This window comes from Derxia lacustris (genome assembly GCF_002105195.1).
Taxonomy (GTDB): domain Bacteria; phylum Pseudomonadota; class Gammaproteobacteria; order Burkholderiales; family Burkholderiaceae_E; genus Derxia; species Derxia lacustris.
In genome coordinates, this window is record NZ_MUHU01000026.1 from 130,199 (window position 1) to 146,157 (window position 15,959).

The 15,959-nt window shown below is 71.2% G+C and carries 7 protein-coding genes; 6 read left to right on the plus strand and 1 reads right to left on the minus strand.

The features are described from left to right. Positions 1-18 precede the first annotated feature (18 nt). The 6 genes from B9P64_RS18475 (at position 19) to aqpZ (ending at position 14,705) form a co-directional block, all read left to right on the plus strand. Positions 19-699 carry a DUF4194 domain-containing protein gene (locus B9P64_RS18475; protein ID WP_085317633.1) on the plus strand — a complete coding sequence of 227 codons (681 nt, stop codon included), beginning with the start codon at positions 19-21 and terminating at the stop codon, positions 697-699. Continuing rightward, entirely contained in the window at positions 696-4,346 is a 3,651-nt protein-coding gene (locus B9P64_RS18480) for an SbcC/MukB-like Walker B domain-containing protein (RefSeq protein ID WP_085317635.1), read from the plus strand. The genes B9P64_RS18475 and B9P64_RS18480 overlap by 4 nt, the downstream gene beginning before the upstream one ends. Beyond that, the gene (locus B9P64_RS18485) at positions 4,321-5,514 is read left to right on the plus strand and encodes a hypothetical protein (protein WP_085317637.1); all 1,194 of its coding nucleotides are present in this window, start codon (positions 4,321-4,323) and stop codon (positions 5,512-5,514) included. Before B9P64_RS18480 ends, B9P64_RS18485 begins: the two co-directional genes overlap by 26 nt. A gap of 93 nt (positions 5,515-5,607) precedes the next feature. Then, positions 5,608-10,113, plus strand: a complete 4,506-nt coding sequence (locus tag B9P64_RS29910; protein WP_085317639.1) for a beta strand repeat-containing protein — start codon at positions 5,608-5,610, stop codon at positions 10,111-10,113. Positions 10,114-10,199: 86 nt separating this feature from the next. Then, complete coding sequence (locus tag B9P64_RS18495) at positions 10,200-13,742, plus strand: DUF748 domain-containing protein (RefSeq protein WP_085317641.1); 3,543 nt, start codon at positions 10,200-10,202, stop codon at positions 13,740-13,742. A 213-nt stretch (positions 13,743-13,955) separates the two neighbouring features. After that, a complete protein-coding gene (gene aqpZ / locus B9P64_RS18500) occupies positions 13,956-14,705 on the plus strand; it encodes an aquaporin Z (protein ID WP_085317643.1) in 750 nt (249 codons plus the stop codon). Positions 14,706-14,794: 89 nt separating this feature from the next. Here aqpZ and B9P64_RS18505 read toward each other — a convergent pair whose 3' ends face one another. Next, a complete protein-coding gene (locus tag B9P64_RS18505; RefSeq protein ID WP_176256883.1) occupies positions 14,795-15,880 on the minus strand; it encodes a collagen-binding domain-containing protein in 1,086 nt (361 codons plus the stop codon). Positions 15,881-15,959 lie beyond the last annotated feature (79 nt).

Genomic DNA, 15,959 nt, shown 5'->3' on the forward strand with positions numbered 1-15,959 from the left:
TTCTGCCGCCGCCAAGCCATGCTGCCCACTCTTGCCCAGGTACTCGATCAGCGTCTGTCGACCGAGGGGAGTGGCCGGCTGGGTCGCACGCGGTTTGCCGAACTGGTGGCGCGGCTGTTGGCGGGCGGCGTGTTGTGGCGCGACTGGTCGCGCAGCGAGGCCGCGCTGTATGACGACGCTGGCGAATGCGAGGAGCTGCTGCGCGAGTGGTTTGGGGCGGTGGGTTTCTATCTGGCCCACGATGCCGATGCACGCATCTTTCGGCTGCATCCGCCCGGCGAGCGCGCCGAGGTCGATGGCGACGCCGACGTTGGCCGGCAATTGCGTGCCCGGCTGTCGCGCGACTTCGTCGCGGCAGTGATTGCACTGCGCTTTCTGTACACCGAGGCGCTGACCGGCCGGCGTGCGCTGCTCGACGAGCGTTTGCCGATCAGCCTTGAAGAGCTTTCGCAGGCGGTGGTTTCGCTGCTTGGGCATCAGCTGCCGACTTCGGCGACCGATCGACTGGGCCTGCTGCGCGAACTGCGGCGCCATCGGGTCATCCAGTACGAGGGCGACGATGCCAGTTCGATGGAGATGGGGCTTGCCGTGCTGCGGCCGGTCATGAGCTTTGTCAGCGACGAGGCGCTCGACGATGCGCTGCGCGTGGCCGGACTGCGGCATCCGCCGGCGCCGGCGGCCGAGGATGCCGCCGCATGAAGATCGCCAAGCTGCTGACCTGGCACTGGGGCTCGCTCGAAAATCGCGAATGGGTGTTTGCGGACACGGTGCTGCTGACCGGCGAATCGGGGTCGGGCAAGTCGACCTTGCTCGATGCGATTCAGGTGGTGCTCACGGCGGCGCGCCAGCATCTGGTGCATTTCAACATCGGCCAGGACGAATCGACGCAGACCCGGCGCGGTGGCAAGGAGCCGCGCACCTTGCCGGCCTATGCCACTGGCCAGCAGGCCGACGGCGTATTTCTGCGGCCGCAGTCCACCACCTACGTCGCCATCGTTTTCGAGGCTTCGCCGCAGGCCGGCGAGACGGCCGCACCGCTCACCGCGCTGGTGGGGCTGGAGGCCTCGGTGGAGGCGCAGCGTGCCCAGTACGTGCGCGGGCCATGGTTCTTTCTCGTGCGCGGTGCGCTCGAATTTGCCCAGCTCACCCGCACCGCGCCGACCGATGGCCAGCGCGAGCCGCTGCCCTTGCGCGATCTTTACGTCCATTTGCAGCGCCAGTGCGGGACCGAGGCGGTTCAGCGCTTCGAGGAGAACAAGGGGCGCTATCTCCAGCATCTGTACGGTGCGCTGATGGGCAAGACCTCGGTCGGCGAACCCGAGGCCAATCGCGCGGCGCGGTCGATCGTGAAGGCCATGGCCTACAAGGAACTCGGCAACGTCAACGAACTGGTGCGCGACGAGATTCTGGAACCGCACGATTTCGGCCCCGACCTCGAAAAGATGCGTCAGCTGATGCGCTCGATGGCCGACCTCAAGGCCGAAGCCGAGCGGTTCGAGCGCAATCTGAACCGACTCGACGCCACTGCCGAATGCGCCGACCGCGTGCTCGACGAGGCGCGTCGCTTTGTCGTGACGACCATTGCGCATGCCCTGCGCACCCGTGCCGACACCGGTGCCGAGCTGGACTCATGCCGGCGCCAGATCGATGCCGCCCTGCGGCGGCACGAGGGCTTGCAGGCGCATCAGGATTCGCTGGCGGCAGAAGAGCAACAGTTGCGCGGCCAGCGCGAGACCGTGGTCGCGCGTCTGCAAGACAGCGATGTGGCGCGTCAGAAGGCAGCGCTCGACAACGAGGTCCGGATCCAGGCCGACCAGTTCCGTCTGCACTGGAAGAATCTGCGCGCGGCCATCCACGGTCTGGCTGGTCTGTTTACCCAGCTGCGCGGACTGATCGTCTTCGACCTGACGGCCTTGCCCGAGGTTGCCGCTGCGGTGGATCGCCTGCATGAGCCGACGCGCCGGCTGCTGGCGCTCTGGCCGGTGCTGGCCGATGGCTACGACCGCGATGCCCGGCTCGACGCCGAACTGCCGGGGGCGGAGCTGGATGCATTCGATGCCGATCTGGCCCGGGTTGGCGCAGACATCCACGGTGCGGATGAGGCCGCTCTCGGTCCGTCGGTATTGCGTGCGCTGACCGCGACCAGTGTCGAGTTGGCCAGGCTGCAAGACGAGCGGACCGAGCGCGATGCCGAGTTGCGCCTGCTTCAGGCCGGCCGCGTGCCCGGGTCGCGCGAGGCGCCCCGGGCGGTGGAGCTGATCGAGCATGACTATCCGGAGGCCCGGCCGCATCTGCTGTGGCAGCTGGTCGAGCCCAGGCCGGGCTCGACCTGGCAGAACGCGATCGAGGGCTATATGGGCGGCGACCGCTTCGCGATCATTGTCGAGGCAGGTTGGGAGGCGCGTTGTGCCCGACTGGTCAAGCGGCATTTCGCTTCGCGTTCGCCCAAGGTGGTTCAGGGCAGCAAGGCGCTCGCCGATACCGGCGGGCGCCAGCCCGAGGCTCAGGCCGTGCTGCACGAGCTTGTCTGTCGCCATCCGGTGGCCTGGGCCTTCTTGCTGGCCCAGTACGGCCGCGTGCGCAAGGTGGCGGATGAAGACGAACTCGCCCGCACCTCGCAAGGGCTGATGGAAGAAGGCATCGGCAGTCGCGGCTACGGCATGTTTGCCTGCCGCCTGCCCGATGCGGAACTGGCCTTTGGCGAGGCCGCGCGGCGGCGCCGGCGTCTTGCCTGCGAGGCCGAGCTGGCACGGCTTGGTCGCGAGATTGCCGCCTGTGAACAGAGGCAGCGCGAGCTTGGCCTGTTGGTACGCATGTTTCAGGGCGCGAGCTTTGTGCCGATCGAGCCACTCGCGCTTGCGGTGCTCGAAGCCCAGCGCCAGCATGCCCATTCCGCGCAGGCACTCAAGGCGCTCGATCTGTCGTCGATCGAGGCGTTGTTTGCCGAGCGTGACGCGCTCGACCGCCGCATCGCCGAAGTCCGCGAGCGCAAGGAACAGGAGCTGCAGGAATTCGGCGCCGTGGGCGATCAGCTCAAGCGACTGCGTGAGCAGGACGCCGAGTTCGATCGGCGCCTGCCTGCGCTCGACCTTGAATGCACGCTCCAGATGACCTGGGTGGCCCGTTTCACCTCGGTCGCGCATGACACGGCGACCGAGGCCCAGCTGGTCGCCGACGCCCACGCACTGGCGGTCGACGAAGCGGTGTCGCGCGATGCGATGCGTCAGCGCATCGCCAGCCTGCGTTCGTCCATCCCGCACGGCATGCGCGAGCTGGGCGACAAGGTCGGCCTCTATCTTTCGGGCGCCCGCGGCGAATCGGAGCGCTTTCTCTGGTCCGACGCGCCGCGCAACGTCGACAAGCTGGAGGAATTGCTCGGCGTGGTGGTGAACACCGGCGCCGCCGTGGCCGAGCAGGTCCGGCGCCAGCGGGCGATCGGGCTGGCCGAGAACGCCGGCCGACTGCGCGACGCCGAGTCCAACTTCAATGCCGTGTTCACGACGAGTTTCTGCTTCAAGGTGCGTGACGACGTGCGGCGCGGACTGGACACGTTGCGGCGCTTGAACCAGCACTTGGCCAATCTGCGCTTTGGCGCCGACAGCTTTCGCCTGCAATGGGAATGGGTACCGGCCAAGCAGAAGGTGTTCGAGTTCTTCGAGGCGGTCGAGCAGGCAGCCGAGGGGCTGGAGCGCGAGCGCGGTTCGCTGTTCGACTCGCCCTTGCTGAGCGACGAGCAGCGCGCCACGGCGGGGCAGATTCGGCAGTGGCTGCTCGATGCCGACCAGGGCAGCGGCGAACGCGCACTGCGCGAGCTGGCCGACTTTCGCAACTACCGCCGCTACGACATCGTGCGCAGCAATGCCGTCGGTCAGACCCGACTTTCCACCTGGGGCACGGGCTCCGGCGGCGAACTGGAAACGCCGTTCTACGTGGTGCGCTCGGCTGTGCTGGCACATGCGCTCGGGCATTTCGGGCCGGACCGGCGCGGTGGATCGGCGCTGCGCCTGATGCTCAGCGACGAGGCGTTTTCCAAGATGGACGAAGCCCGGTCGCGCAGCGTGTTGCGATTCTTGTCGGGCACGCTCGGCTTGCAGCTGGTGGTTGCCATGCCCACGGCCAAGTCGGGTGCGGTCAAGCCCGAGTTCGACAAGGAGTTCACCTTCTCCAAGGTCTACGGCCGGCGTGGCGACCAGGAGCTGTTCCACAGCGAGGTGCAGGAAAAGCTCCATCACCGAGAACCCATGGCGCGACTCTGGGCCGAGCAGATCGCGCAAAGCCGTGCCGCCGCGCAGGCGGCCTATCTTGCTTCATTGCCGCCCGATGTCGATGCCCCACGCGACTCCTGATCCCTTCATCCGGCGCCTTGCGCTGCGCCTGCTTGAGCGGGCGGAGCGCACGACTGGCGACGGGCCGGTGCGGCTTGCGCTGGATCGACGTGCGGCGCCCGAGTTGTTCGATTGCCACGATCAAGATGAGCTCGACCGTTGGCGCCTGCTGATCGAGGCCTGGTGCGAAGGTGGTGCGGTCCGGCTCAAGCTCGGGCCGGCGCGCGAATTTGCCGGCTTTACCGACCGTCGCCCGCAGATCGAACTGCTCGACTTCGATGGACTGGCTGCGGCGGTGGGTCATGTGCGCCGCGATGAGCGCTGGGAGCGGCGCTTGCTCGACCATTTGCGCGGTCGCTGGGCGGTTGCCGCGCCCGTCGGCGTCGATGTGCTGGCGCTGCTCGATTACCTCGCGCGCAACCCGCTGGCGGGTCTGAGCGGCCTCGTGCCGGAGGAGGCGGCAGCCAGTCTCGAAGCGCTGCATGCACTGTGTGTCGCGCGCCGGTCGATGCCTTTGCGCGAGGCGTCGGCCCGTGCCTTCCAGGGCCGCTCCAAGCTGCTCGACAGCCGCGACGAACTGCTGCGTTTGCTTGGCGCAACGCCAGGTCAATTTCACGAGGGGCCGATCCAGCTGCTGGTCGACTTGCCGGTCGACTTCGACGCTGTACTTTTCGTCGAAAACCTCGTCACCTTTGAGCGCATGGCCGACTGGCGCGCTGGCAGCTGGCAGCGCAGCGCGCTGGTGTACGCGGCTGGCTTCAGGGGCGGCGCCCGTCGTCTGCGGTCGCGCGCTGCCTGCCGGCTGTATTTGCGCACGGGCGCCGATTGCGCCACTGCGGCGCCTGCCCGGCAGGCCGGATTGCTGCGGCTGGAAGATTGGCTGTTCGGTGCGCAGGCCTTGCCGGTGAGCTTTTTCGGCGATCTCGATTTCGCGGGCATGGCCATCCTGCGCAGCCTGCGCGAGACCTTGGGTGCGGTGAATGCCTGGCAGCCCGGCTATGCCCCGCTGGCTACCGAGCTGGTGGCAGGCGGCGGGCATCTCCCGGCGCAGGCCGCCAAGGAGCAGCAGACCGATCCGGGGACGACCGGTTGCGACTATGCCGACCGAGAATTGCTCGAACTCCTGCGCAGAACTGGCCGCTTCGTCGATCAGGAATGGTTCGCGCCGGATCGACCGGACTGGACCTGAGATCGACCAGGCACAAGCGCGCCGCACTTCCTTCGCCCGCACCCGCCGCCCCGCTAGCATCGCCGCGCCTTCTCCCCCACACAGGACAGCAACATGGCGCTCTACACCGGCACGGCGGGCAGTGAACTCATCGCGGGCACGGCCGGCATTGCCGATCAGGCAGCGATCGCCGCGAGCGACGAGGCGGTCGTGCTCGGGCTCGATGCGCTCGGCCGCTGGACCGTCAGCTCGACCGCGACCGGCAACGACACGCTGTCCAGCATCGAGACGCTGCGGCTCGACAACGCCAGCTTTGCGCTGCGCAGCGGCGGCATCCAGCCGGTCAATGCCAGCAATGCCAATCCCGACGCCCAGACCGATGCGGTGATCGCGCCGTTGGCCGACGGCGGCTATGTGGTGGTGTGGCAAAGCCTCACCGGCGGCGACTACGAGATCTATTCGCAGCGCTTTTCCGGCGCCGGCGAAAAGCTGGGCGGCGAGACGCATGTCAACACCACCACGGCCGGGCTGCAGTACCGGCCGCAGGTGGCAACGCTGGCCGACGGCAGCTATGTGGTGGCCTGGGAGCAGGTCGGCAGCACTTCCGACATCGTGTTGCAGCGCTTTGCCGCGAGCGGCGCGGCGCTCGGCGGCGAGACGGTCGTCAACACCACCACCGCGCTGGCCCAGAGCCAGCCGCAGATCGCCGCGCTCGACGGCGGCGGCTATGTGGTGGTGTGGCAGTCGGCCGGGCAGGACGGCGACAGCAGCGGCCAGCGCAACATCTATTCGCAGCGCTACGACGCCGGCGGCACGGCACTCGGCGGCGAGACCCGCATCAACGCCAGCGTCACCGGCGACCAGATCGCGCCCCAGGTGGCGGCGCTGGCCGACGGCGGTTATGTGGCGATGTGGCAGGACTGGGCCGCGAGCGGCTGGCTGGCCCAGCGCTATGACGCGAGCGGCGCGGCGGTCGGCGCCGGCATCACCGCCGCCAGCTACTACCAGACCAGCCTGCGCGATCTGGCCGGACTGGCCGGCGGCGGCTTTGTCGCGGTGTGGGACATCGGCGCCGAGGTGACGATGCAGCGCTTCGATGCCAGCGGCGCGGCGCTCGCCAGCGTCGAGATCGTCAATGCCACGCAGGCCGGCGTGCAGTTCGGCGCCAGCGTGGCGGCGCTGGCCGACGGCGGCTTTGTGGTGAGCTGGCAGAGCGGCAGCGCCATCGTGTTCCAGCGCTTTGGCGCCGATGGCAGCCGTGTGGGCGCCGAAACCACCGTCACCGGCAACGGCGGCGAGGCGGTGGTCGAGGCCACGGCCGACGGCGGCTTTGCGCTGAGCTGGCAGGTCTATGGCACGTTCGGCTACGACCTCTACACCCAGCGCTACGACGCCAGCGGCACGGCCCAGCTGCCGAGCGTGACCGGCAGCGCCAATGGCGACGTGATTGCCTATGCCGGCACGGCCGGCGTGCGCCTGAACGGCGGCGCCGGCGACGACACGCTCACCGGCGGCAGCGGCGACGATGTGCTCGACGGCGGCAGCGGCAACGACAGCCTGATCGGCGGCGCCGGCAACGACCTGTACGTGGTCGGCGGCAACGACGCCATCGCGGACAGCAGCGGCAACGACACCGTGCAGGTCAGCGCTTCGTACACGCTGCCCGCCGCCGACATCGAGAACCTGGTGCTCACCGGCAGCGCCGCCGCCGACCTGACCGGCAACGGTCTGGCCAACCGCATCACCGGCAACGACGCCGCCAACCGGCTCGACGGCGCGGGCGGCGCCGACACGCTCGAAGGGCGCGGCGGCGACGACACTTACTTCGTCGACAACGCCGGCGATGTCGTCATCGAGGCGGCCGACGGCGGCAGCGACGCCATCGTCAGCTCGGTGAGCCAGACGCTCGGCGCCGAGGTGGAGAACCTGTTCCTGGTCGGCAGCGATGCAATCGCCGGCAGCGGCAACGCGGCCGACAACCTCATCGTCGGCAATGCCGCCGGCAATGCGCTGGCCGGCAACGGCGGCGCCGACACGCTGGTGGGCGAGGGCGGCGACGACAGCTACAGCGTCGATGCGCTCGACACCGTGGTCGAGGCCGCCGGCGAAGGCGACGACACGGTGCTCGCCGGCATCAGCTGGAGCCTTGGCGACAACCTGGAAAACCTGGTGCTTGGCGGCGGCAGCCTGGCGCTCAACGGCAGCGGCAATGCGCTGGCCAACCGCATCACCGGCAATGCCGGCAACAACGTGCTGGACGGCGGCGCCGGTGCCGACACGCTCGATGGCGGCGCCGGCAACGACATCTATTTCGTGGACACGGTCGGCGATGTGGTGATCGACAACGGCGGCGGCGTCGATCTGGTCAAGTCGACCATCGGCTTCACGCTCGGCTATGGCGTCGAGAACCTGACCCTGCTCGGCAGCGATTCGCTCTGGGGCGGCGGCAACAGCGGCGACAACGTGCTGCGCGGCAATGCCGGCGCCAATCTGCTGGCCGGCGACTACGGCAACGACACGCTCTACGGCAATGCCGGCGACGACTCGCTCGACGGCGGCTGGGGCAGCGATCTGCTGATCGGCGGCGCTGGCAACGACACGCTGACCGGCGACTACGGCGGCGCCGACTCGCTGATCGGCGGGCTCGGCAACGATGTGTACTGGGTGTTCAACGACAGCGGCAGCGGCATCCGCGAGCTGGCCGGCGAGGGCAGCGACACGGTGCGCGCCACGGTCACCGTGGGCTTCACGCTCGGCGCCAATCTCGAAAACCTCGAACTCGCGGGCGGCAATGTCAACGGCTACGGCAATGCGCTGGCCAATGCCATCGTCGGCACCGCCGGCAGCAATCTGCTCAACGGCGGCGCCGGCGCCGACACGCTCAGCGGCCTGGGCGGCAACGACAGCTATGTGCTCGACAACGCCGGCGACAGCGTGATCGAGGCGGCCGGCGCCGGCGTGGATGCGGTGTTCGCCTCGGTCTCGGTGACGCTGGCGGCCAATGTGGAGAACGCCACGCTGACCGGCGCGGCGGCCCTGGCCGCGACCGGCAATGAGCTGGCCAACCGGCTGGTGGGCAATGCCGGCGCCAACGCCCTGGCCGGGCTGGACGGCGACGATGCGCTGTTTGGCGGCGCCGGCAACGACACGCTGCTCGGCGGCGCGGGCAACGATGTGCTGGCGGGCGGCGCCGGCGACGACAGCCTGAACGGCGGCGACGGCAGCGACACCGCCGACTACCGCACGGTGAACGGTGCGGTCACGGTCAATCTCGCGCTCACCGCGGCCCAGGCCACCGGCGCCGGCAACGATGTGCTCGCCGGCATCGAGACGGTGATCGGCTCCAGCGTCGGCAACGACACGCTCGCCGGCGATACCGGCGCCAACCGGCTCGTTGGCCTGGACGGCGACGACAGCCTGATCGGCGCCGGCGGCGACGACACCCTGCTTGGCGGCGACGGCAACGATGTCATCGTCGAGCGGCGCGGCAACTCGGTCATCGACGGCGGCGCCGGCATCGACAGGCTCGACTACTCGGCGATGGCGGCCGGCGTCGCGGTCGACCTGGCGCGCAGCGATGCCCAGGACACCGGCGCGGCCGGCATCGACCTGATCCGCAACATCGAAGTGCTGGTCGGCTCGGCGGTCGGCCACGACACGCTGGCCGGCGACGACGAGGACAACCGGCTCGAAGGCGGCGGCGGCAACGACCGGCTCGACGGCGCCGGCGGCAACGACAGCCTGCTCGGCGGCGACGGCAACGACTGGCTGGTGTCCGACGCCGGCGACGATTCGCTCGACGGCGGCGCCGGCAGCGACACCGCCGACTACCGGCTCGCCTACGGCAGCGTGCGCGTCGATCTGCGCATCGTCGGCGCCCAGGCCACCGGCGCCGGCGGCAGCGACCAGCTCGCCGGCATCGAGAACCTGGTCGGCTCCGACTACGGCAACGACCGCCTGACCGGCGACGACGGCGCCAACCGGCTCGATGGCGGCGCGGGCAACGACACCCTCGCGGGCGGCGCCGGTGCCGACCTGTACGTGGTCGATGCCAGCGGCGACGTGATCGTCGAGACCGGCAGCCTGGCCGGCGAGCGCGACAGCGTGCTGGCCACGGTCGACTGGACACTCGGCGCCACGCTCGAAGACCTGACCCTCGCTGGCAGCGATGCGCTGGCCGGCAGCGGCAATGCGCTGGCCAATGCGCTGACCGGCAACGCCGGCGCCAATGCGCTGAGCGGACTGGCCGGCGACGACACGCTCGACGGCGGCGCCGGCCGCGACAGCCTGAGCGGCGGCGCCGGCCTCGACGCTTTCCGCTTCAGCAGCGCGCTGAGCGCCTCGACCAATGTCGACCGCATTGCCGACTTCGTCGCCGCCGACGACCGCATCGAGTTCGACCATGCGGTGTTCAGCCGCATCGGCGCGGTCGGTGCGCTGGCGGCCGGCGCATTTGCGCTGGGCGCCGTGGCCGACAGCGGCGACCGCATCGTCTACAACCAGAGCACCGGCGCGCTGTACTACGACGCCGACGGCAGCGGCAGCGCGTTTGGCGCGGTGCAGTTCGCCGCGCTCGGCGCCGGCACGCTGCTGACGGCGGCCGATTTCTGGGTCATCTGAGCCCGCCGGCCGACCGCCGCCGCGCCGGTCGGCTGACAGCCCGGCCGGCCGGCGCTTGCGGATAATCGCCGGCCCCGGAGGCCCCGATGACATCCCTCAACCCAAGATTGCGCCGCGCCGCTTGCGCGCTGGCGCTGCTGCTGGCGCTGTATGCGCTGCTCGGCTTTGCCGGCCTGCCCGCGCTGCTGCGCTGGGGCGCCGAGCGCGCCGGCAGCGATGCGCTCGGCCGCGCGCTGACGCTGGAGCAGGTGCGCTTCAACCCCTTCACGCTGCGGCTGACGCTGGCCGGGCTGCGCGTGGCCGGCGCCGCCGACGAGACCGAGCCGCTGCTGGCGTTGCGCGGCGCCACCGTCGATCTGGCCTGGCAATCGCTGTGGCGGCTGGCGCCGGTGGCCGATGCGCTGCAACTCGACGCGCCCGAGCTGCATCTGGCGCGCACCGGGCCGGGCCAAAGCAATGTCGACGATGTGCTGGCGCGGCTGGCGGCGCGGCCGAGCGACCCCGACGCCGGGCCGGCGCGCTTTGCGCTGCACAACATCGAGATCGCCGACGGCCGGCTGAGCCTGGACGACCGGGTGCGCGGCCGGCATGACGAGATCGATGCCATCGCGCTCGGCCTGCCCTTCGTGTCCAGCCTGCCGGCGCATGCCGAGATCCGGGTGCAGCCGCATCTGGCGGCGCGGGTCAACGGCGCGGCGCTGGCGCTGGAGGGCGAGCTGCTGCCCTTCGGCCCGAGCCTGGACACGGTGCTGCGGCTCAAGCTCGACGGGCTCGATCTGCCCAATCTGCTGAGCCTGGCGCCGCTCGCGCCGGCGTTTGCGCTGCCGCACGGGCTGCTCGATACCGATCTCACGCTCAGCTACCGGCGCGCCGTGGCCGCCAGCGCCGACGCGCCGGCCGTGGCGGCGGCGCTGACGCTGCGCGGCTCGGCCGCCCTGCGCGAGCTGGAACTGACCGGCGCCGACGGCCGGCTGCTGACGCTGCGCCGGCTGGCGCTGGTGCTGGATGAAGCCCGGCTGCTGGACCGCGACATCGCCATTGCCGAACTGAGCCTGGACGCGCCGGCGCTGGAGCTGATGCGGGATGCGGGCGGCAGCAACTGGCAGCGCCTGCTGGCGCAGCCGCTGCGGGCGGAGGCGGGCACGGCGACTGGCGGGCCGGCACCTGCGCTGGCTCCGGCTCCGGCTCCGGCTCCGGCGGCCGCGCCATCCGCGCCCTGGCATTTCAGCCTCGCGCGGCTGCGCATCGCCGACGGCAGCCTGCGGCTGGTCGATGCCACGGTCGGCGGCGTCGAGCGCCGGCTGCAGGCGATTGCGCTCGACCTCGCCGGCCTGGGCAATGCGCCGGGCCAGACCGGCCGGCTCGTGGCCAGTGCCGGCACGCCGGCCGGCGAACGGCTGCGGCTCGACGGCAGCGTCGGCCTCGCGCCGCCGGCCGCGCAGCTGCGCATTGCGCTGCAGGACCTGCGGCTCGACGACCTCGCGCCCTGGCTGGCCGGCAGGCTCGATGGCCAGCTCGGCGGCCGGCTCGATGCCGCCGCCACGCTCGACGCCGGCAGCGCCGCCACGCCGCGCCTGAGCGACATCGCCATCGCGCTGCGCGGGCTGCGGCTGCGCGGCCCGGCCGAGGCTGGCGCCGAGCTCGATCTGGCCCGGCTCGCGCTCGACGGCGGCACGGTGGATGTGGCCGCGCGCCGCATCGACCTGGGCCGGCTGCGGCTCGACGCGCCGCGCGTCGAGCTGCGCCGGCTGGCCGACGGCAGCCTCGGCTGGGCCCGGCTGCTGCGCGCGGCGCCGACCGACGCCGCACCGACGCCGGCGCTGGCCGCAACCAGCTCTGCGGCCGGCGCGGCGACCAGCGCACCCGCCGCCGAGCCGCAAGCCGCGCCCTGGACCGTCACCCTCGCCGAAACCCGCATCGAGCGCGGCGAGGTCGGCATCGAGGACTTCACGCGCCGCCCGGCGCTGCGGCAGCGGCTGACCGGCATCGCAGTCGGCGCCGGCCGCCTCGCGCCGGGCAGCGCCGATCAGGTGCCGCTCGACTTCAAGGCCCGGCTCGGCGCCGGCCGCATCGCCGCCGACGGCTGGATCGCGCTGGCGCCGGTGGCGGCACGGCTGCGGCTCGACCTTGGCCGCATCGATCTGGCGCCGGCCCAGCCCTGGCTCGCCGACAGCTTCGATGCGCAACTCGCGTCGGCGCTGCTCAGCACGCGCGGCCAGCTCGATCTGGCGCTCGCGCCCGGCGCCGCGCCGCGTGTCGGCTATGCCGGCAATCTGCTGATCGAGGATTTCCGGCTCGCCGACGCCGCCGGCACGACCGATCTGGTGAGCTGGCAGGCGCTGACGCTGGACCGGCTGGCGCTGCGCGGCGCCGCGCCGCTGGCGCTCGATGTCGGCCAGATCGCCATCGGCGGCTTTCACGCCCGCGTCCGCATCTCGCCCGAGGGCCGGCTCAATCTCGCCGATCTGCGCAAGAAGCCGCCGGGCCAGCCGGCCGAGAAGGGCGGTGCGGCATCGGCGCCCGCCAGCGCCGCACCCGCCGCACCCGCCGTCGCGCTCGGCATCGACGGCATCGCGCTCGGCAACGGCAGCGTCGACTTCACCGACGACTTCGTGCGGCCCAACTACCGCGCCCGGCTCACCGACCTTGGCGGTGCCATCGGCCGGCTCGCGGTCGATGCGCCCGAGCCGGCCGAGGTGCGCGTCGCGGCCCGGCTCGACGGCGATGCGCCGGTCGTCATCGCCGGCCGCATCGCGCCGCTCGCGCCCGCGCTGGCGCTCGACCTCAAGGCCAGCGCCAAGGGCATCGACCTGCCCGGCCTCACGCCTTACTCCACCAAGTACGCCGGCTATCCGATCGAGCGCGGCAAGCTCTCGGTCGATCTCGGCTACCGCATCGACCACGGCCGGCTCAGCGCCGACAACCATGTCTTCCTCGACCAGCTCACCTTCGGCGAGCGGGTCGACAGCCCGACCGCGACCCAGCTGCCGGTGCTGCTGGCGGTGGCGCTGCTCAAGAACAGCCGCGGCGAGATCGACCTCGACCTGCCGATCGCCGGCTCGCTCGACGATCCGCAGTTCTCGGTCGGCGGCGTCATCGGGCGGGCGCTGCTCAATCTGGTCACGCGCGCCGTCACCTCGCCGTTCCGGCTGCTCGGCGCGGCATTCGCCGGCGGCAGCGCCGATGCCGAGGCGCTCGACCGCATCGACTTCGCGCCCGGCTCGGCGCTGCTGGCCGACGATCAGCGCGCCCGGCTTGCCAAGCTGGCCGCCGCGCTCAAGGACCGGCCGGCGCTGCGGCTCGATGTGGTCGGTCATGCCGATGCGGCGCGCGACGGCGAGCCGCTGCGCGCCGCCCGGGCCGAGGCCCAGCCGCGCGCCGCCGGCGCCGCGCCGGCAGCTCCGGTTGCCGCGCCGGCAGCCGCCGTCGCAGCGCCCGATCCGGCCCGCCGCCCGCCGTCCGGGGCCGCGCCCGCCGATGCGGCCGAGCTGCGCGACCTCGCGCTCGCGCGGGCTCGCGTGGTGCTGCGCACCCTGGTCGACACGCTCGGCGTGGCGCGCGACCGCGTCTTCCTCAACGAGCCGCAGCTCGGCGGCGACGCGGCCGGCGTGGAATTCGGCTTGCGCTAGCCCCGGATGCGCGAAGCGGTGTCAACGCATGCATCCGAATGAAATGTATCCATACGTGCTCATGTTCACGAAATGGCGTTTGAATGGCGCCGCGTTGCCTCGGTCGGCGGTGTTCGCCGGCCGCGTCGGCCGCGCGTGACGTGCCTATTCGTCGGTCTTCCGGCAACGCGGGTGCGGCGGGCGTGGCATTCCGGATCGCGGAGGAGATTTCCCATGCCCATTGCCAATCGTGTCGCCGCCGAGTTCATCGGCACTCTCTGGCTGGTGTTCGGCGGTTGCGGCAGCGCCGTGCTGGCCGCCGCTTTTCCCGAGGTGGGCATCGGCCTGGCCGGCGTCTCGCTGGCCTTCGGGCTCACCGTGCTGACCATGGCCTTCACCTTCGGCCATGTGTCGGGCTGCCATCTCAACCCGGCGGTGTCGTTCGGGCTGCTGGTCGGCGGGCGCTTCAAGGCCGGCGACTTTCTGCCCTATGTGGGCGCGCAGTTGGCGGGCGCGATCGTCGGCGCCGGGCTGGTCTATCTGATCGCCAGCGGCAAGGCCGGCTTCGATCTGGCCGGCGGCCTGGCCTCCAACGGCTATGGCGAGCATTCGCCGGGCGGCTATTCGCTGCTGTCGGGGCTGGTCTGCGAATTCGTCATGACCTTCATGTTCCTGATCGTCATCCTCGGCGCCACCGATGCGCGCGCGCCCAAGGGCTTTGCGCCGATCGCCATCGGGCTGGCGCTGACGCTGATCCATCTGGTCAGCATTCCGATCACCAACACCTCGGTGAATCCGGCGCGCAGCACCGGGCCGGCGCTGTTCGTGGGCGGCTGGGCGCTGTCGCAGCTGTGGCTGTTCTGGCTCGCGCCGCTGCTCGGCGCGGGCTGCGCCGGCTTGGCTTACCGCGTGATCGCGGCCGAGCCGCAGGCCGCCGCGCAGGGCGCCGACAGCCGCCCGGCAGGCGCGCGCGCGGCGGGCTGAGCGCATCGGGCCGGCCGGTCCCGCCCGTTTCGGGACCGGCCCACCCGACTGTCGCCCGGCCGCCGCACGCCGGCTGCCGGCGCGGTCGCTCAGGCGCGCTTGCGGTTGCGCCGGCCGCCCAGCGTGCCGATGCCGGCCAGCATCAGCGCCAGCGCCGACGGCTCGGGCACGGCGGAGGTCGTCGGCAGCCGCAGGCCATCGCCGGCAAACAGCGTGTTCTGTCCGCCGCCGTAGTCGCGCACATGGAATTCCAGTCCGCTTGCCGAGCCGCCGGCGCCAGACAGCGAATTGGCGATCAGCGTGCCGTTGAAGCCGCCCCAGCCGCCGGTCACGTCGGCCAGCGGCGCCAGATAGCTGCCGTGCGCGCTGCCCTGCACATTGATCGACGTCGCCTCGTAGAAGTTGAACAGCACATGGTCGAGCGCGATGCCGCCGCTCAGGCTGAAGCCGGTGTTGGGCACCGACAGCGAGCTGCCGGCCACGTTCAGCACCACCGTCGCGCCGCTCGGCGCAAAGATGTTGAAGCCCGAGTAGGCGTGGTTGAACACGTCGGCCGACACGTTGAAGAAGCTGGTGCCGCCGGTGCTGGCGTTGACATTGAGCGCGCCCCAGGTCAGGCCGGCCGAGGGATCGGCCGCATCCACCTGGGCCGTCGACAGCGCGGTCAGATAGTTGCGCGCCGCGCCGAAGTCGACCGGCAGCGTGGTGCTGCCCTGGCTCGCCGTGCCGTTGAGCGTGAAGCTCGCCGACCGGCTCAGGCTGCTGCCGTAGGTGACGTTGCCGTTCACCTGCCCCGACGGCGCCAGCGTGACCGAACCGCCGGCCGACAGATTGCCGTTGAGCTGCACATTGCCGAGCGTGACATCGCCGCCCACCACCAGCGAACTGCCGGCGCGCAGCGTGGCGTTGTGCAGATCGAGATCGCCGCCGACCACCAGCGTGGGCGCATTGCCGCTGGCCAGATCGCCGACCGGCATGTTGATGAAGCTGGCATCGCCGCCGACCGCGATCCGGCCCTGGGTGTCCGAGGTCTGATGGCTGTTGCCGAACAGGAAGAGGTTGTAGTCGCTGGCCACGCCGAGCGCCGGGGCGGCGGCGGCACTGCCGCTGGCCACCAGGCCGAGGCCGAGCAGCAGGGGTTGCAGCCGTGTCGGCCGGGTTTTGTTGGTTTGCATTGCTGGGCTTCCTGAGTTGGTCTGATGAGAGGACGCCGCCACCGGAATGCCCGCACCCAAATGCGGAGCGAGGACAAAC

Excerpts from the sequence above, each read along its gene's own strand:
- B9P64_RS18495 (WP_085317641.1), top strand. The coding sequence starts at position 10,200 with ATGACATCCCTCAACCCAAGATTGCGCCGCGCCGCTTGCGCGCTGGCG.
- aqpZ (WP_085317643.1), top strand. The coding sequence starts at position 13,956 with ATGCCCATTGCCAATCGTGTCGCCGCCGAGTTCATCGGCACTCTCTGG.
- B9P64_RS18480 (WP_085317635.1), top strand. The coding sequence starts at position 696 with ATGAAGATCGCCAAGCTGCTGACCTGGCACTGGGGCTCGCTCGAAAAT.
- B9P64_RS29910 (WP_085317639.1), top strand. The coding sequence starts at position 5,608 with ATGGCGCTCTACACCGGCACGGCGGGCAGTGAACTCATCGCGGGCACG.
- B9P64_RS18475 (WP_085317633.1), top strand. The coding sequence starts at position 19 with ATGCTGCCCACTCTTGCCCAGGTACTCGATCAGCGTCTGTCGACCGAG.
- B9P64_RS18485 (WP_085317637.1), top strand. The coding sequence starts at position 4,321 with ATGTCGATGCCCCACGCGACTCCTGATCCCTTCATCCGGCGCCTTGCG.
- B9P64_RS18505 (WP_176256883.1), bottom strand. The coding sequence starts at position 15,880 with ATGCAAACCAACAAAACCCGGCCGACACGGCTGCAACCCCTGCTGCTC.